This is a genomic window from bacterium (genome assembly GCA_030685015.1).
Taxonomy (GTDB): domain Bacteria; phylum CAIWAD01; class CAIWAD01; order CAIWAD01; family CAIWAD01; genus CAIWAD01.
On sequence record JAUXWS010000018.1, the window covers coordinates 17,361 to 34,462 of the forward strand.

16 protein-coding genes are annotated in these 17,102 nt (G+C 68.7%); 3 read left to right on the forward strand and 13 right to left on the reverse strand.

Features of this window, described 5'->3' with window-relative positions:
- Positions 1-44: 44 nt before the first annotated feature.
- From Q8O14_01615 to Q8O14_01665, 11 genes are all read right to left on the reverse strand, one after another.
- Positions 45-986, reverse strand: coding sequence for a 4Fe-4S binding protein (locus Q8O14_01615; GenBank protein MDP2359439.1), 942 nt, complete (start codon positions 984-986; stop codon positions 45-47).
- Positions 983-1,543, reverse strand: coding sequence for a hypothetical protein (locus Q8O14_01620; protein ID MDP2359440.1), 561 nt, complete (start codon positions 1,541-1,543; stop codon positions 983-985). Before Q8O14_01620 ends, Q8O14_01615 begins: the two co-directional genes overlap by 4 nt.
- On the reverse strand, positions 1,540-2,115 hold the full coding sequence (locus tag Q8O14_01625; protein MDP2359441.1) for a hypothetical protein: 576 nt from the start codon (positions 2,113-2,115) through the stop codon (positions 1,540-1,542). Before Q8O14_01625 ends, Q8O14_01620 begins: the two co-directional genes overlap by 4 nt.
- Positions 2,112-3,188 (reverse strand): RnfABCDGE type electron transport complex subunit D, encoded by a 1,077-nt coding sequence (locus tag Q8O14_01630; GenBank protein ID MDP2359442.1) that lies wholly within the window; start codon positions 3,186-3,188, stop codon positions 2,112-2,114. The genes Q8O14_01625 and Q8O14_01630 overlap by 4 nt, the downstream gene beginning before the upstream one ends.
- Positions 3,178-4,515, reverse strand: coding sequence for a 4Fe-4S dicluster domain-containing protein (locus Q8O14_01635; protein MDP2359443.1), 1,338 nt, complete (start codon positions 4,513-4,515; stop codon positions 3,178-3,180). The genes Q8O14_01630 and Q8O14_01635 overlap by 11 nt, the downstream gene beginning before the upstream one ends.
- Before the next feature lie 10 nt (positions 4,516-4,525).
- Entirely contained in the window at positions 4,526-4,978 is a 453-nt protein-coding gene (gene nrdR, locus Q8O14_01640; protein MDP2359444.1) for a transcriptional regulator NrdR, read from the reverse strand.
- Positions 4,975-6,267 carry a serine hydroxymethyltransferase gene (glyA, locus tag Q8O14_01645; protein MDP2359445.1) on the reverse strand — a complete coding sequence of 431 codons (1,293 nt, stop codon included), beginning with the start codon at positions 6,265-6,267 and terminating at the stop codon, positions 4,975-4,977. Before glyA ends, nrdR begins: the two co-directional genes overlap by 4 nt.
- Positions 6,268-6,277: 10 nt before the next feature.
- Complete coding sequence (locus Q8O14_01650; GenBank protein ID MDP2359446.1) at positions 6,278-6,727, reverse strand: RpiB/LacA/LacB family sugar-phosphate isomerase; 450 nt, start codon at positions 6,725-6,727, stop codon at positions 6,278-6,280.
- Entirely contained in the window at positions 6,712-7,962 is a 1,251-nt protein-coding gene (locus Q8O14_01655; GenBank protein MDP2359447.1) for a hypothetical protein, read from the reverse strand. Before Q8O14_01655 ends, Q8O14_01650 begins: the two co-directional genes overlap by 16 nt.
- A 42-nt stretch (positions 7,963-8,004) precedes the next feature.
- Entirely contained in the window at positions 8,005-9,168 is a 1,164-nt protein-coding gene (locus Q8O14_01660) for a hypothetical protein (GenBank protein ID MDP2359448.1), read from the reverse strand.
- A 221-nt stretch (positions 9,169-9,389) separates the two neighbouring features.
- Positions 9,390-10,700 (reverse strand): hypothetical protein, encoded by a 1,311-nt coding sequence (locus tag Q8O14_01665; protein ID MDP2359449.1) that lies wholly within the window; start codon positions 10,698-10,700, stop codon positions 9,390-9,392.
- Between the two features lie 416 nt (positions 10,701-11,116).
- Here Q8O14_01665 and Q8O14_01670 point away from each other — a divergent pair, with 416 nt between their 5' ends.
- From Q8O14_01670 to Q8O14_01680, 3 genes are all read left to right on the forward strand, one after another.
- Complete coding sequence (locus Q8O14_01670; protein MDP2359450.1) at positions 11,117-12,082, forward strand: T9SS type A sorting domain-containing protein; 966 nt, start codon at positions 11,117-11,119, stop codon at positions 12,080-12,082.
- Between the two features lie 321 nt (positions 12,083-12,403).
- Positions 12,404-13,369 carry a T9SS type A sorting domain-containing protein gene (locus Q8O14_01675; protein MDP2359451.1) on the forward strand — a complete coding sequence of 322 codons (966 nt, stop codon included), beginning with the start codon at positions 12,404-12,406 and terminating at the stop codon, positions 13,367-13,369.
- A 302-nt stretch (positions 13,370-13,671) separates the two neighbouring features.
- Positions 13,672-14,646 (forward strand): T9SS type A sorting domain-containing protein, encoded by a 975-nt coding sequence (locus Q8O14_01680; protein MDP2359452.1) that lies wholly within the window; start codon positions 13,672-13,674, stop codon positions 14,644-14,646.
- A 77-nt stretch (positions 14,647-14,723) separates the two neighbouring features.
- Here the strand turns inward: Q8O14_01680 and Q8O14_01685 are convergent, their stop codons facing one another.
- Both Q8O14_01685 and Q8O14_01690 read right to left on the reverse strand, forming a co-directional pair.
- Positions 14,724-15,389, reverse strand: coding sequence for an MBL fold metallo-hydrolase (locus Q8O14_01685; GenBank protein MDP2359453.1), 666 nt, complete (start codon positions 15,387-15,389; stop codon positions 14,724-14,726).
- Positions 15,390-15,467: 78 nt separating this feature from the next.
- Positions 15,468-17,093: a sodium:proton antiporter gene (locus Q8O14_01690; protein MDP2359454.1), complete on the reverse strand. Its 1,626-nt coding sequence runs from the start codon at positions 17,091-17,093 to the stop codon at positions 15,468-15,470.
- Positions 17,094-17,102 lie beyond the last annotated feature (9 nt).

Below are 17,102 nucleotides of genomic sequence, written 5' to 3' on the forward strand. Positions count from 1 at the left end.
CGCCCGTCCTTTCACTCCCGGGGAGACATGTCGCAGGGGGGATTCTACCAATCGCGCCGGCCGCCCGTCCCATAGCCCAGCGCCCCCACCACGCGGATGGCCTTGGGCGCGCAGGCCGGGAGGCAGAGGCCGCAGCCGGTGCAGGCCTCCGGCACGATGCGCACCCGGGCCCGCCCCAGAGGCGTGTCGGCCGGGGGACCGTCGGGCAGGATGCAGTCCGCCGCGGGACAGAGCGGCAGGCAGTCGCCGCAGCCCGTGCAGCTCTCGTTCACCGTGAACCAGGGCCGGTGCGCGATGCGGTCGACGAAGGAGCCGCTGGGGCAAAGGCTGAGGAGGGGCAGCAGATTGGCGCTGCGGCTGTAGTCCACCACGCGGCGGCCCTCGCGGCTGCCCACCAGGCCGGCCGGCAGGAAGCGGGACTCCAGGCAGCGCTCGGAGTCCCGGCAGGAGCGTTCGCAGTGGACGGCCCGTTCCGCCGCGTCGGCGCGGCTCTGGCAGCCGAGGTGGAGCTGGGCCTCGGCCGGCATGAGGAGGAGCACCTGGCGCGGACAGGCCAGGACGCAGTCCCCGCAGCCGGAACAAAGGCCAGGATCCACCACCGGCAGACCGGCCTCCAGGTGGATGGCGCCCTCGCCGCAGGCGCGGACGCAGTCCCCTTCGCCCAGGCAGGCCCAGGCGCAGGCCCGCTCGCCCCCGTGGACCAGTTGCAGCTCCTGGCAGCTGCCGCGCTGCGCGGAGATGAAGCGACGCCCGTTGCCGTTCTCCGGGCTCCGACAGCCGGACACGGCAACCTGCCCGCTGCCATAGCCATCCTCCGGTCCCGCCAGCTCGCTCCAACCCACCCGGCTGCGCAGCCGCAAGGCCGGCCAGCGCAAAAGGGGCCGGGACGAGGGGGGATTCGCCGACGCCGGCGCGGCGGGGGCGATCAGCCAGGCCAGACCCAGGGCGCCCGCCACAGCCAGGATCAGGGTCGGAAAGAGGCTCACGGTGCGCCTCCCCCCGCCCAGGACTCGAGGCCGAGCTGAAGCAGAAGCAGGAAGGAAAGCAGCAGCAGGCGCCGGGGCAGGCCGTCCAGCCCCGGGGGCGCGTCGTTCTGGCGAAGCTTCTCCTCGGCCCCCGTGAGCAGGGCCAGCAGGACGAACGCGCCCAGTCCCGTCGCCAGCGGCAGCCAGACCTGTGGCACCCGCCCGGCGAAGGGATCGATCATTGCCCAGAAGAGAGGCAGCGGCGCCGCCACCAGATGGCGGCCCAAGCCCTCGTGGCGCGGCGGGGCGAGGCGGAACAGCACGAGCAGGGGCAGGAGCGGCACCAGCAGCCAGGTCGCCAACCAGGGCCAGGCGGCGATGCCGTCCGGGAGAGGACCGCCCAGTCCGGGCAGGCGCGACGGCACGAGGACGGCCAGGGCCGTGAGGGCGCCCAGGGCCGGCAGGATCCAACCCTCGCGCCGCAGTCCCAGGAAGCGCAGCTCCCCGCCGAGCAGGGGCAGTCCAGCCAGCCCCATGGCCACCACCAGCAGGGGATGGACATCGAACACGGCGTTCATGGCCGGCCTCCCGAACGAGGGTTGCGGGGATCCGGCGCCGGGGACCGCCGCCCTTGCATCAGGGCCACTCCCAGGGCGGCCAGGACGAGGCGGAGCCAGCCCGAGGCGGGCAGGGCGGGATCCGTCCCCACGGCCAGGGCCATGCGCATCGCCACGTGCTCGATGCCCACCAGCAGGGCCAACAGGGCAAGGGCGACGGGCAGCCAGAAGGCCGCCTGCACGCCGCGGCGGCGATACTGGGCCGCCTCCATCCGGGCCATCAGGAACTGGAAGGCCGTCAGGTGGCAGAAGAGGACGAAGGTCAGCTCGATCACGGGCAGCTGCTCCGCCACGCCCGTGACGCGGGCGGCCAGCGCCAGCAGGCTGGATTGGAGGGGCAGGACCAGCAGCAGGCCCACCAGCACGAGGAGGCCGCCGCGGGAGGCCGGGGGTCGGGGGCGACCCAGGGCGACCAGGGCGAGGGCGTTCACCATGAGCAGCAGCAGCAGGGCCAGCCAGAGCGGCCCGTCCCACTTCAGCAGCAGGGCCGGCCCCAGCAGCATGGCCGTGATCGCCACCTGCGGCGCCGTCATCGGGGGCCTCGCGGCAGCAGCAGGCGATCCAGCCAGGGTGTGGCCAGGCCGGCCGCCAGCACCACCCAGAACAGGCCGGAGGTGGATCCGCCGGCAAGGAGGACAAGCAGGCAGCCGGCCGCCACCATCAGGCCGAAACAGAGCTTGGCCGATTGGCCCAGGGGCGTGGTGACGGGATCGGAGGCGAAGACGCAGAGCAGAAGGAGGAGGCCGCAGCCGCGCAGGGGCAGGGCCAGGTCGAGGCCCAGGCCCGCGGCCTCGCCGGGGGCGGCCAGCAGGGCCGCGACCAGCACCAGCAAAGCGGCGGCGGGGATGCGCCAGTCGACCAGGCGGGCGGTGAAGAGCCAGATCAGGCCGGGGAGGAGGGCCAGGAGCGAAGCCTCGCCCAGGAGTCCGGGCAGGCGCGGCCAGAAGAGCTGACCAGAATCGACGGCGGCCAGCAGATCCTGGGCGTGCCGGATCAGGTCAAGCCGCTCGCCGGCCGGCCAGGAAGCCGGCAGCGCTGGCATCTCGCCCTGGGTCAGCCGGCGCAGCAGCTGATGCGTCTCCCGCACCAGGGGCCAGGGATCGGCCACCGTGGGCGCCGCCGCGAACCAGCCGCCCTCCCTCCACCAGAAAGGCTTCAACCAAGCGCCCTGCAGGGCCGTGGGGGCGGCCAGGGCGATCACCAGGCGGCCGCACAGGGCCGGGTTGAGGAGGTTCAGGCCCAATCCGCCCAGCAGCTGGCGGCCCAGCAGGAGGCCGGCCGCGCCGCCGAGAAAGGCCCAACCAGGCGACAGGCCGGGCGGCAAGGTGAGGGCCAGCAGCAGGCCGCTGAGCAGGGCGCTGCCGTCCAGCAGGGGCCGGCCGCGACGCCAGAGGAGCAGGCCCAGGCCCTCCCCCGCCAGGGCGCCGGCCAGGCAGGAGGCCAGCACCAGCAGGGCGGGCGCCCCGTAGACGTAGAGCCCCAGGCCGGCGGCCGGCAGCAGGGCATAGATCACCTGCCACATGAGGCCGCCGGCGCGGGGCGGACGCCGTGGCAGAGGCGCGGGACGGAGCAGGACCGCGAGGCTCCTTGACGTCTCAGCCGCCATGGCGCGACTCCCTCAGCCGGTGGAGACCCAGGCGCAAACCGTGCCCCAGTTCGATGCCGCTGGGGCAGATCCAGCTGCAGAGACCGCAGTCCAGGCACTGTTCCAGGCCCAGGTGGCGGGCTTCGACCAGCCGGTCCTCGGCCGCCAGGCGCACCAGGCGGATGGGGGCCAGGCGCTGGGGACAGATGTCCAGGCATTGGCCGCAGCTGATGCAGGTCGCCTCCCGGGACATGGGCGGCAGCTGGCCGATGGGCAGCAGGGAAAGCAGGCCATGTCCCGGCAGCAGGGGCTGCTCCAGGTCAAGCAGCGGACTTCCCTCCAGGGGCGATCCATCCAGCGCCAGCTCGCGCGCGGGATCGAAGTCCGGCGCCAGCCTCCCCAGGACCTCCGCCAGCGGCGTGCCCACCCAGCAGCGGCCCAGTCGGGGTGGTCCGATGGCCGCGAGTCCGCTCCGCGCCGTCTCGTGGCGCTGTGCCATCACAGTGAGCGTGGCGTCCTCCGGCTGGGAAAGCCGGGCCTCGATCCGTTGCAGGCGGGCCAGGTCGCAGGCGAGGATACCTTGGGCCGCCAGGGGACGCCGGGGCGAGGGGAGGGGCCAGCCGGCGGCATGGGCCGCCAGGCGCGGATGGTCCCAGGGGTGCCCTTGTCGCAGCACTGTGACGCGCACGGGCAGGGTTTTCTCGATGAGGGCCGCCAGCCGTCCCGCCTCATCGCGCAGGGCTGGCTGACAGACGAGCTGGGCCTCGCGGAAGGTGTGCAGGCGGACGAGGGCGGCCACGGCCGTGGCGATGGCGCCGGCCTCCGTCCGCAGGAGGAGGTCCTGCAGGGCCTGGGCCGGGGCCACGGCCAGGAGCAGAAGGCGGGCGGCAGGCGGCAGCAGGTCCAGTTCCAGATCGAGGGGAAGGCCGCCGTTCCCCTCCAGTCCCCAGGGCGTCAGCAGCCCGCGCAGGGCGGCCTGGTCCAGATGGCGCCAGGCCCGGCTCTGGCCGATGGACGGGTCCTGCAGATCCTCCAGCTCGGCGCACAGCAGCGGTTGGGGTCCTCCCGGCAATCCCCGCGGCGCGGGCAGGGTCAGCGAACGCACCGACACGCGACGGACGAGGCCCGCCAGGGGAGCGCGCACGATCCGGGCCGCCAGGCCGCGGGGCGCACTCAAGGCCTGACCCGCCACCACCCGCTGGCCGGGGACGACGAGGGAGGTGCTCAGGTCGAATGCCCCTTGCCGCAGGGGGAGCAGCAGGCGCCCGGGCAGCGTGGGCGGCGCGGGGCCGGCCGTGGCCGGCGTGACAGGCAGGCGGATCCCCCGCCTCGGACGCAGGTTCAACATGGGCGGACGGTCAAGCGAAGACCTTCAGTTCCTGGACGAATTCCCGCACGTCCTGGAAGCGCCGATAGACCGAGGCAAAGCGGATGTAGCCCACCTCGTCGAAGGAGCGCAGCTCCTCAAGCACGATCTCCCCCAGGTCGCGCGAGTTGATCTCCCCGGTGGCCGCCCCCATGGCCAGGATGGCGCGCTCGATGCGGCCGACCAGCTCGCGGATCTCCTCCTCGCCGTGGGGCCGCTTGATGAGGGCCCGCTCCAGGCCCCGCGCCAGCTTGGCGCGGGAGAAAACTTCGCGGCTGCCGTCGCTCTTGACGACGGTCAGCTGGGTGCCTTCGATGTATTCGTAGGTGGTGAAGCGGGTGGCGCAGGCGATGCACTCCCGACGGCGGCGGATGGCGCTGCCGTCGCGGGCGGGCCGGCTGTCGATCACCCGGTCCTCCTCATGGCCGCAGGATGGACACTTCATCGTCCCGGGTACAAGGGATGGGCGGCCGCCAGCTCCCGCGCCTCGACGCGGATGCGCGCCAGCTCGGCCGGATCCTTGGCGGCGCGGATGGCGCGATCGATCAGCCCGGCGATGAGGCGCATGGCCTCCACCGTCATGCCGCGGCTGGTCAGGGCGGGCGTGCCGATGCGGATGCCGCTGGTGATGAGGGGGCTGCGCTCGTCGAAAGGCACCATGTTCTTGTTGACGGTGATGCCCGCCTCCTCGAGAGCCTTCTCCGCCGCCTTGCCGCTGATATCGAGGGCGCTCAGGTCGACCAGCACCAGATGGTTGTCCGTTCCTCCCGAGACGAGCCGATGGCCCCGCTCGACCAGGCCCTCGCCCAGGGCGCGGGCGTTGGCCTTCACCTGGCGGATGTAGACGGCGAAGTCCGGCCGCAGGCACTCGGCGAAGGCCACGGCCTTGGCGGCGATGACGTGCATGAGGGGGCCGCCCTGCACGCCCGGCATCACCACGCTGTCCACGATCTCGCCCTGCTGCTTGAGGCGGCCGCTCTTCGCCGCCGTCTCGCCATGCACGTTGTCGTAGTCGCTCCCCATCAGGATGAGGCCGCCCCGCGGGCCGCGCAGCGTCTTGTGCGTGGTGCTGGCCACCACGTGGGCGTGGGGCAGCGGGCTGTCGTGCTCGCCCACGGCCACCAGCCCCGCGATGTGGGCCATGTCCACGAAGAGGAAGGCCCCCACCTCGTCGGCGATGGCGCGGAAGCGGGCGAAGTCCAGGGCGCGGGGATAGGCGCTGGCGCCGGCCACGATCATGCGGGGCCGCGTCTCGCGGGCGCGGACCGCCACCTGGTCGTAGTCGATGCGGCCCGTCTCGCGGGACACGCCGTAGGAGGCGAAGCGGTAGAGGCGGCCCGAGAAATTGACCGGACTGCCGTGGGTCAGGTGTCCGCCGTGGGAGAGATCCATGCCCAGCACGGTGTCGCCGGGTTTGATGAAGCTCATGTAGACGGCCATGTTGGCCTGGCTGCCGCTGTGGGGCTGCACGTTGGCGTAGGCGCAATCGAAGAGGCGGCGGGCCCGCCCGCGGGCCAGGTCCTCCACGCCGTCCACCCACTCGCAGCCGCCATAGTAGCGGCGGCCCGGATAGCCCTCGGCGTACTTGTTGGTCATCACGCCGCCCTGGGCCTCCATCACGGCCAGGGAGGTGAAGTTCTCGCTGGCGATCATCTCCAGCGTGTCCCGTTGCCGGGCCAGCTCCCGCACCTGCAGATCCCACACCTCGGGATCGTGCTTCTCCAGCGTGGACATGGCTCGCTCCTCAACAACCGGTCAGTTCATGGATGAGACGGATGCGGCCCTCGTGGCGCCCTCCCTCGAATGCCGCCCCCAGCCAGGCTTCGAGCAGGGCCAGATTCTGCTCCGTGCTGCGCAGGCGGGCGGACAGGACCAGACAGCGCGCGTCGTTGTGCTGGCGGGCCAGCGCCGCCTGCTCCGGTTCCAGGCAGAGGGCGGCGCGCACGCCCTTCACCTTGTTGGCGCTGATGGAGGCCCCCACCCCGCTGCCGCAGGCCGCCACGGCCAGCTCCAGCTCGCCCGCGGCCAGGGCCCGGGCGCAGGGGACGACGAAGGCCGGATAATCGCAGGCCTCCGGCCCGTGGGTGCCGAAGTCGCGCACCGTCCAACCCAGCCCCTTCAGCCGGGCGGCCAGGGCGCCCTTGAGTTCGAAGGCCGCATGGTCGGCGGCCAGTCCGATCACTCGAAGAGCCACCGGTAGCAGTCCTTCTTCGGCCGGTCGTACTTGTTGAAGAAACGGTCCTCCGCGGTGGGCAGCACCTCCTCCAGCGAGGCGCGTCCCTGGCGTGCCGCCCCGCGGAAGGCGGGATCGGCGACCGCATCAAACTCGCGGGCGGCCAGCTCGTAGACCAGCTTGTCGTCAAAGTTCAGCTCGCTGCCGGCGCAGGCGTTGACCGAGGCGACGTAGACGCGGGCCAGCAGCAGGCCGCCCTTGCCGTAGGAGGGGAAGGCGCTTTTGCTGCGCAGGGCCCAGCGGCGGGCCTGGCGCAGGTTGTCCTGGGTGAGATAGAGTTCGCCGATGCGGGCGGGCAGGTCGGTCTGGTCGGGCTTCCGCTCGAACAGGGTGGCCAGCACGACGGCGGCCTCCTCGGCGCGGCCCAGGCCTTCCAGGGCTGTCGCCTTCAGGTCGTAGGGGCGGACCTGCTCAGGTTGCGCCGCAATCAACTCGTCCACCAGCCCCAGCGCTTCGCGATAGCTGGCCGGCGTGGCGAACTCCACCAGGGCGCTGACCAGCTTCTGGCGGATGGTGAGGTCCTGGGGAAACTGGGCCTGGTTCTGGCGCAGGGAGGCGATCACCTCCTCCGGGTCGTAGTGGGCGGACAGGATCTCATCCTTGCTGCGCGCCCAGCGCATCTCCTCCGGCTGGAGGACGATCAGCTGATCGAGCAACTCCAGCACGGCGTCCCAATCCTCCGTGGCGTCGGAGGCCTCGGCCCGCTCCTTGAGGATGGCCATCATGTCCCGGCGGGACTCCCAATCGTCCTCCTTCAGCCCGGCGGCGATGCGGAACTCGGCGAAGGCGGCGTTCTTGTCGCCGGACCGCTGCAGCAGGTCGCCCAGGGTGCGGTGCTCGTACCAGCTGTCGGGCAGCAGTTCCACCGCGCGCTGCAACACGACGCGGGCGGAATCCTGGTCGCCCAGCTGCATGTAGCAGGTGGCCAGGCGCTTGAGGTGCGTCGCCTGGGTGTTCCTGTCGTCCAGGGCGAAGGCCTTCAGGTAGTAGGGTTTGGCCTCGATGAAGTTGTTCTGCTTGAAGTACTCGTAGGCGAAACTGATGTGGCGCCTCATCTCCAGCTCGCGGGCCTGGAGTTCGGCCTCGCTCAAATCACCCGCGGATGGCTCATCCGGCCGGGCGGTGGATTGATAGGCCGTGTTGCAGGCGCCCAGCAGCAGCAGCGCGCCCGCCAGCAGGGGAAGCAGGTGTTTCATGGCCGGTTCTCCTTGCGGGATCGGGTGGTCGTTGTCACGTGATCAATAGACGGGCCGCAGGAACCACAGGTCCCGCGCCCCGAATCCCATGCGCAGGCGGACGAAGTCCTCGTCGAGGACCGTGTCGCCGCTGCGCCCGGCCTCCAGGGCCAGGTCCAGCCAACTGCCATGGGCCTTGAGCGGCACGCCCGCCCCCAGGCTGAGCGTCACCGTCTCCACGTCGCGCCAGGAGCCGTCGGCTTGCTCCCGCCGGGCATACCATTCCTGCCAGCGCATGCCCGCCCGCCAGGTCAGGCGCCGGTACCAGGGAGCGGCGAACTCGCGGGAGAGGGGCAGGTCCAGGCCGAGGGCGAGGCCGATGGGATGGTCGACGCGCCCCTGGCGCTCGGCCGCCACGCTCCCCATGGGCACGCCGGACCAGTCCTGCAGGCGCAGGTCCAGCAGCCAGTCCACGCCGCCCTTGCGCCAGGCCAGGCCCAGCGAGTGCTCGGCCGGCAGATCGACCCGGCGGATGGGCAGTTCGGCGTCCTGGTCGTTGCCCTTGTTCTCCCGGTCCACGGTCAGATCGGCCGTGGAGGGTGGGGTCCAGACCAGGCCCAGCGCCAGGTCGGGCCGGGCCTGCCAATGGAGGCCCAGCCGGGTCTGGAAACCGAAGAGGGAGTGGCGCGTGTTCACCCAGCTGTCGTAGGGCGGGGCTGATTGGGGATAGAAGTTCTTCCATTCCTCCAGCACGCTGCCGAAGACAAGCCCCAGCTCAAGCCCGGCCCGCAGGGTGGGCGCCGGCGTGGGTGAGGCGATGGTGAGACCCGCCCGCGAGAGGCCGCCCCTCCCCTTGAGGGATTGCAATTGGACCCGACCCAGGGCGTCCACGCCCGACTGGGCCAGCAAGTAATCCACCTGGCTGATGGGGGTGAAACCCAATCCGACGTGCAGCTGGCGCCAGAGCAGTGGAAAGCCGAGGCCCCAGGAGTCGAAGGAGGCCGAACTCAGGGATTCCTCGGCGCCGCCGCTTTGGATGCGTGTGCGCGTGCCGCTGAAGTTGGTCTGGAAGCGGGTCAGGCGGCCGGCATGATAGAGGGCGGGGTTGTGCATGGACAGCCGGGTGCTGTCCTGGAGGGCCGCCCCCGCTCCGCCGCGGCCATGATCCGCCGCCGCGCCTTGCCACTGGATCTCCCCCCAGGGGGCGCTCGTGAGGGGTCCTCCCACCGCCGACGACAGGGCCAGGCACAGGCCGCCCAGGACGGCCAGCAGCCTGTTGGGCTTGGGCCTTGGATGGGATTCGCGCCCAAATCGAGGCCGGTTATTCGGAATTTTCGCAGGGCATACTGGTTGTCTGTTCAAGAAAATTGCGGAAAATCCGGACCGATTGGGGCGATGAAGACCGCCAAGTGGCCAAGTCCGACAGGCTGCTAGGGTCCGGCGCGGGATCATGGTCTCCCCCAGCTGTCAGGGGCCCGACTGATCGTGTAGAAGAGCCGCGTCGGTTGTTGGAGGGGGTCGGCCAGACCCACTTGCCTGGGCTGCAGGAGGTTGTAGTCGTCCAACTTGAGCGCCAGGCGGATGGGATCCGTGTTGCGCAAGCTGTCGTCGTTGATCCAGATGCGGCGCAGGTGGGGCGTCAGGTTGAACTGAAGCAGGCTGTCGCCGTCCGCGATGGTGCGGGTGGCGATCAACTGGTCGGCGTTCAGATCGACGCCGGCGCTGTCGAAGAGGCTCACCGCGTAGAGGTTGACCTTGGCCCCGGTCACGTTGTAGCCGGGATCAGCCAGAGGGACGCGCAGCCAGGCCTCCGTCAAGGTGGAGCCGACAGGATCATAGTCGGGGTTGTCCGCGTCCGGCGGGAAGGGTGGCAACTGGGCCAGGACCTGGCCCGCCCAGCCGGTGGAGAGGGTGAGGCGGCCGGGCGCCGCCGTGTCGCGGATGAGGCTGGTCTGCCAGGTGGCCGCGACGAAGCTCGTGTCGCGGACGGTGTCGGGCACTTGCACGTTGTCCACCAGGATGGTGTCGATCCGCATGCTGGCGAAGCGGACGCGGGGACGAAGTTCGGCGGCCCAGCCGGCTCCCAGGATGGGCGTGAAGCCTTGCTGGCCCGGCAGGGCGCGCAGGAGCAGCAGGCGCGAGCTGGTGTCGGCCGGTTGGAACCAGGCGGCGGGAAGGGCCCGCCAGGTGCGACGCCCGGTCAGGGGATCGCTTCCGTCGCCGAAGGCCGTGTCAGCCGAACTGACCCTGAACTGGATGCGGTCCAGCACTCCCAGGCGCAGCTCGCCGTCGGCGAAGGCGTCCTCCCAGGCCAGTCCATCATAACCAAGGCTGTCCGCGACAAGCAGCAGCTCCAGGTCCAGGTAGCGGGCGGACTCGCCCAGCTCGGGAGGATCCGGGCTCACCTGGGGGAACCACGCCAGGCTGGCCCGATTGTCCATCTTGAAGCTGAGGTAAGCGGTGAAGGCGTCCGCCACGGGCGGAGGGGACCACAAGGAGACGGGCTGGTAGTCCATCCGGATGAGGAGGACGCTTTCCAGGCCAAGGGAGTCGCTGCGCCCCACGCAGTGCCGCCCGGCCGCCACCATGTTCTGGGGCCGGTGGAAGGGCAGCAGGGCCTCGGTGACCAGGCTGTCCACCACGGCCGACACCCGCCCCCCGGGAAGCCCGCCCAGGGTGCTCTCGGATTCGTCGCAAGCCATGAACACGACGGGCAGGGCGATGAAAGTCAGCAGGCCAAGCCGGCGGAAGAGTTGCAAGGGTGCTTTCCTGAAGATCCGTGATTGTCTTTGGCCGGAATATAGCCACGCCCGCAGGGCGATCCAAGCAAGTGGCGCTGTGAGTGGCGCGGCTTGACACCCGGCCCGGCCCGCTCTTATACACAATCAATTGAGGACCAAAGTGCCGCGGCAGGGACGCAACCTGATCCAAACAGTGGGTCTGCCCGGGGGCTTCTGTTCAAGATGCAACACAGGCTGATCAGAATCGGGCTGTCCAAGCACCCAATTGGCGCAAGGGAGCCGCTAAATCCTTGAGGATCGACCGCTGGAAAGCTGGCACGTCAATTGCTTCATTGGTGCGCAGTGGGATCAGCCCCGTGCCCGGGAGTGATCCTGTCACCAAAAAACGAAATCGCATGAATTCGTAAATCTGTTTCACTTCTGGGGGATGACCTATGAGCAGGAAGTTGATGACCTATGCCCTGGGCTTCATTGTCTGCGGCCCCGCAGCCTTCGCCGTCACCTTTACGGGTGATGTGGCTGCGGACTTCGCCGTGGCGGGAAGCGTGACCGTGCTGGACTCGCATGACGATGTGGGCCTTCCCAGCAATGCGCCCGCGGGCACCATTTCCGGTTGGGACCTGGACTACGCCGCCTTCGTGCTGGATCGCGCGGCGGGCGAGCTGCACATCGGTCTGGATTTCCGCGGTCTGGCCGGCGACGCCGACGGCGACGACCTGGATGGCGTGACCACCCTTTGGCTGGCGGCCAATGGTGGCCTGGACCTGCCGACCTTGAACATGTCCGAGTCCATCTGCATCGCCTTTGACTTCGACATGGACGGCACCTACGACGTGATCACGGGCATGGGCGGTCTGGACGGTACTTACCGGGTGAGCGCCTTCACGGGCACGCCCATTCTGCCGGCTTTCGGTTTCGGTCCCCTCATCCCGCATGACGGCGGCCATTTCTACGGCTCCGACCTGGAGATGACCTTGAACAACATGGGCGTCCTGGCCAACCTGGATCCCACCGTCGAGCTTTGCTTCCGCTTCCTCTTCTTCGCCGGCTCCTTCCAGGATGACGGCATCGGCGAGGATCTGCTGCTGGGCGAAGTCTGCCTGCCGCCCGATGAGCTGGTGTCCGCCCTTCAGCCCGAGGGCATGAACCTGGTCAGCGCCTATCCCAATCCCTTCAATCCCACCACCACCCTCTCGGTGGAGCTGGGGCAAACGGGTCCCGTCCAGTTGTCGGTATACAACGTCAATGGCCAGCTGGTGCAGACCCTGGTCGACGGCATGATGGAGTCCGGTCGCCATGAGCTGAGCTTCAATGGCGCCGCCCTCTCCTCCGGCATCTACCTGGCCCGCCTGAGCACGGTCGGCGGGGAGCAAGTCACGCGACTGGTGCTGACCAAGTAAGCGCCTTCAACGCATCGCCTCGTTCAGAAGGGGCCGCCGGCAGGCGGCCCCTTCTCTTGGCCCCTCCCCTAAGAATCCTCCCCATTCATCCTCCAACCTCAGGGTGGGATTACTGTCCGCCCACTGTGCTAGAGCGCCGGAATCTGCACACTCTCTACGCAACTCAATGAGTGCATTGAGTGGATCCTGTTGATCTGATTAGGTTTGAGTTCTGGCACACGTCTTGCTCCATCAGCCTGCAGTGGTGTCATAAGAACAATCAATCAACTGGATGCGCATGGAGCCGACTCCATGTGTTGTCCTAAATGAGAAGGGGAAACCATGAACAAAAAATTGCTTAGCTGCGCCTTGGGTGTCCTGGTCTGCGGACCGGCGGCCTTCGCCATCACCTTCACCGGTGATGTGGACGCCGACTTCACCGCACCCGAGGGCATCATCGTGCTGGACGGCGTCGGTGACGTGGGCTTGCCGGCCAACGCGCCGCCCTTGACCATCTCGGGTTGGGACCTCAGCAAGTCCGCCTTCGAGCTGGTTCGCGCCACCGGTGAGCTGCATGTGGGCCTGGATTTCGTCGGCTTCGGCGGCGACGCCGACGGCGACGGCAACGGCGGTGTCACCAGCATCTGGCTGGCCTCCAATGGCGGCGTGGACCTGCCCGGTTTGGCCATGACGGAATCCATCTGCATCGCCTTCGATTTCGACCAGGATGGCGGCTACGACCTGATCGCCGGCGTGGGCGCCAACGACGGCGTCTTCCGCGTCAGCGATTTCGTGGGCCTGCCCAGCCTGCCGGCCTTCGCTTTCGGTCCGCTGGCCCCGCACGACGGCGGCCACTTCTTCGGACCCGACATGGAGCTGACCCTGAGCAACCTCGGGTCGCTGGTCGACCTGGATCCGTCCGAACCCGTCTGCTTCAACTTCCTTGTCTTCGCCGGCTCCTATCAGGATGACGGCATCGGCGAGGACTACCAGGAAGGCGAGCTTTGCTTTCCGCCCGACGAGCTGGTGAGCGCGGTGGATCCGGTCAGCCCCACGCTGATCTCGGCCTATCCGAATCCCTTCAACCCGGCCACCACCCTGGCGGTGGAGCTTGGGCAGACGGGTCCTGTCGAGCTGTCCGTCTACAACCTGAACGGCCAGTTGGTGCAGACCCTGGTCAAGGGCATGATGGAAGCCGGTCGGCATGAGCTGAGCTTCGACGGCGCCGGGCTGCCCTCGGGCCTCTACCTGGCGAAGCTGGCCACGAGCCAGGGCACCCAGGTGACGCGCCTGGTGCTGACCAAGTAAGCGACAAGGTCTCATCCCTCAGCAGGAAGGTCGCCCCCCGGGGGCGGCCTTCTTGGCATACCCTCCGATTGTTCAATTCCGGGCACATGATGCCCGATTTCAGCGCATGGCGCGTAGCATGGGCAGTTTTGAACATGCTCCAAATCCAATAGAATCAGGCCTCCCCTCCTCCTGGCACAGCTCTTGCGTGAAGTCCGACCATCGGATCCTGCTGGATCCCGCCGGCTGAAGCCCGGCTGTGCCCTGTCGCCTGAACCTGCACTTGTCCAACAATCAATCAACCTGAATGGGGGGGGTTCTCCATGCGCAAACATCTCATGTCGAGCTTGTGTGTCCTGGTTCTCGGTCCGGCGGCCTTCGCCCTCACCTTCACGGGTGACGCGGCCTTGGATTTCGCCCTGACCGGCGTGGTGGTCGAACTGGACGGATTGGACGTGGGCATCGCCAGCGACGCGCCGCCCAACACCGTTTCCGGATGGGATCTGGACCGGGCTTACTTTCATCTGGATTCCAACAACGACCAGCTGAATGTGGGCTTCAAGTTCTACGGCATTGCCGGCGATGCGGACGGCGACGGCGTCGAGGGTGGAACCGCGCCGTGGCTGGCGGGCAATTTCGGCATTGACCTGCCTCTCCTGGCCCAGACGGAATCCATCTGCATCGGCCTCGACTTCGATCAGGATGGCGACTATGACCTCGTGGCCGGCACGGGCATGTTCGATGGCGTGCATCGGGTGAGCACCTTCCTGCCGGGCACACCCTTGATGCCCGCCGACGCCTTCGGCCTCCCGCTGCCCCAGCACCAGGGGCCGCACTTCTTCAGCCCATCGGCCCTCACGCCCGACTACGAGCTGACGCTGGACAACATCTCCAGCCTGCTCCTCTACGACGGCCCGACCACCTGCTTCGACTACGTCTTCTTCGCCGGATCCTACCAGGACAACGGCGTGGGCGAGGACTACAAGTACGGCACGATCTGCTTCACCGACGAGAACGTGGCGGCCGAGGAACCGGCCGGCTTTGACCTGATCCGCGCCTACCCGAATCCCTTCAATCCCGGCACCACCCTGTCGGTGGATCTGGCCGCAACGGGTCCCGTGGAGCTGGCGGTCTTCAACCTGGGCGGACAGCGGGTGGCCACCCTGGCCAAGGGTCTGATGCCGGCCGGCGCCCATGAGCTGCGCTTCGAGGCTTCTCATCTGCCCTCCGGCCTCTACCTGGCCCGCCTGAGCACGGCGAGCAGCGTCCAGGTGGCCCGTCTGGTGCTTTCCAAGTAAGGCCTGCATTAAAACTTGTCAAGGAGAGGGCCGCCCGTCGGGGGCGGCCCTCTCTCGTGCTTGTCCCAGCCACCCGCTCAGCGGATGCCATGCCGCTTTTTGTAATCCAGCCAATTCTCTTTCAGCCAAAGAAAATCCTCGAAGCGGGAGCGAAGCAGGAAGGGGTTCTCCCGCCGCTCCCCGCCCATGGTGGACGAAGGCCGCACGCCATAGTCGTGACCCGGCCAGACGCCCGTCTCCTCCGGACACCGCTCGAGCAGCCCCCGCAAGGAGGCGAACTCCCGACGCGCCGCCGCCTCGTCGATGCTCCCCCCCACCTTGCCCACGAAGAGCGTGTCCCCGGTCAGGAGCTGGGGAGGGCCGTCAAGGGCGGGCAGAAGCAGGCACAAGCTGCAGGGCGTGTGTCCTGGCGTGGGCAGGAGTGAGAGCGCCAGGCCGCCCAGGGGAAGCTCCTCTTCCTCGGAACCAAGCAGCCGTTCCGCCACTCGACCCGCCGCGCGGGAGAGGACGCGGGCGGCTCCGCTGGCCCGGTGCAGGTCATCCAGGCTGGCCACATGGTCCTCATGGCCATGGCTGCCCACCACCCAGCGCAGGGTGGCTTCGCTGGCGGCCAGTGCCTCCAGCAGACGGGATGGGTCGTGTCCGGGATCCAGGATGAGAGCCGCGCCGTCATGGACGACCAAATAGCCGAAGTTGCGGTCGCCCCCCGTCGCGTGCTGCTCCAGGCGCAGCCTTTGCCCCACGCCCCTCATATCGTGGATCGAATCACGTGATCTGACGGATGCTGTTCGCTGGACTTGCTGTTCTTCAAAAGACCTCCACTAGAAGAAAATCCAAGTGTTGAGCAGGAAGAGGGGGATGAGGATGCCGCCCGACCAGGCCATGTAGCCGAAGAAGCTGGGCATCTTCACGCCGGACTGCTCGGCGATGGACTTCACCATGAAATTGGGGGCGTTGCCGATGTAGGTGTTGGCCCCCATGAAAACCGCGCCCAGGCTGATGGCAAGCAGGGTGGTGCCGTGCTCCATGAGCAGGGGCACGGCTTGGGCCTCGGCCATCCCGGGGTAGCGGCTGCCCAGCGCGGTGTTGAAGAAGGTGAGATAGGTCGGGGCGTTGTCCAGGAAACTGGAGAGCAGGCCGGTGATCCAGAAGTAGCTGGCGTCGGTGCTGACCCGCTCGATGATGAAGGCCATGGCGCCGTGGGTGCCGGCCTTGAGGATCTCCAGGGCCGGAATGATGGTGACGAAGATGCCCGCGAAGAGGAAGCCCACCTCCTGGATGGGGAACCAGTTGTAGTGGTTGAGTTCGCGCGTGGACTGCCTCGTGAGCTTCCAGGAGGCGAGCAGCAGCAGGATGATGGCGCCGTCCCGCAGCAGGCTCAACCAGGGCAGGGTGAGGGGATGATCGCCGCCCATCATCGTGATGCCGTGCACCTGGTGGGTCACGTCGTTGTAGAAGACGGGGTGATGGTTGAAGACGCCGGAGAGGATGACGGCGCCCACCACGCCCCCCAGCAGCAGGAAATTGAAGGAGCCCTCGATCCGCATGAGGACGGCCTCCCGCTCGATCTGCTGGGGGGCCAGATTCTCCCGCTTGAGCAGGGCGGCATCGATGATGTAGAAAAGGACCAGCAGGATGCCCGCGTTGAAGGCCATGGCGGGCAGGCAGGCCAGGGTCCAGAAGAACTTGACGCCGTGGAGGAAACCGAGGAAGAGGGGCGGATCCCCGATGGGCGTCAGGGCGCCGCCGATGTTGGACACCAGGAAGATGAAGAAGATGACGAGGTGGGCCCGGTTGCGCCGGTTGGAGTTGGAGCGCAGCAGGGGTCGGATCATCAGCATGCTGGCCCCGGTCGTTCCGATCCACGAGGCCAGCAGGGTGCCGATGAGCAGCAGGGCCGTGTTCACCCCGGGAGTGCCCGCCAGGCTGCCCTGCACGGCGATGCCGCCAGCGATGACGTAGAGGCCGGCGAGCAGGATGATGAAGGGCACGTAGTCCAGCACCAGGATGTGCAGGAGCGAGTGGGCGGCCTGGTGCCAGCCGTAGGCCAGGGCGAAGGGCAGGGCGAAGAGCAGGGCCCAGAAGGCCGCCACCTTGCCGAAATGGTGGTGCCAGAAGCGGGGCGCCAACAACGGGAAGAGAGCGATGGAGAGCAGGATGCCGACAAAGGGGATGGCGCTCCAGAGGGGCAGCTCCTCGCCCAGGGTCGCAGCATGGGCCGAGGACGCCTCCGTCAAGTCCGCCGCCTGCGCTTGGCCGGGCTGGGACTTGTGGGCGGCGTCGCCCCCGCCGCTGGCCGGACCCGGCGCCCCGTCCAGTTTGTCCGTCGGCGGCCCCTCGGCGGCCAGGGCCAGTCCAGGCAGGGCGGCGTCCCATCGACCCAGCGGCTCCAAGGGCAGCAGGACGGCCAACAACAGCAGGACCAGGCCGAGGCGGCGCACGATCATGGAGTCCTC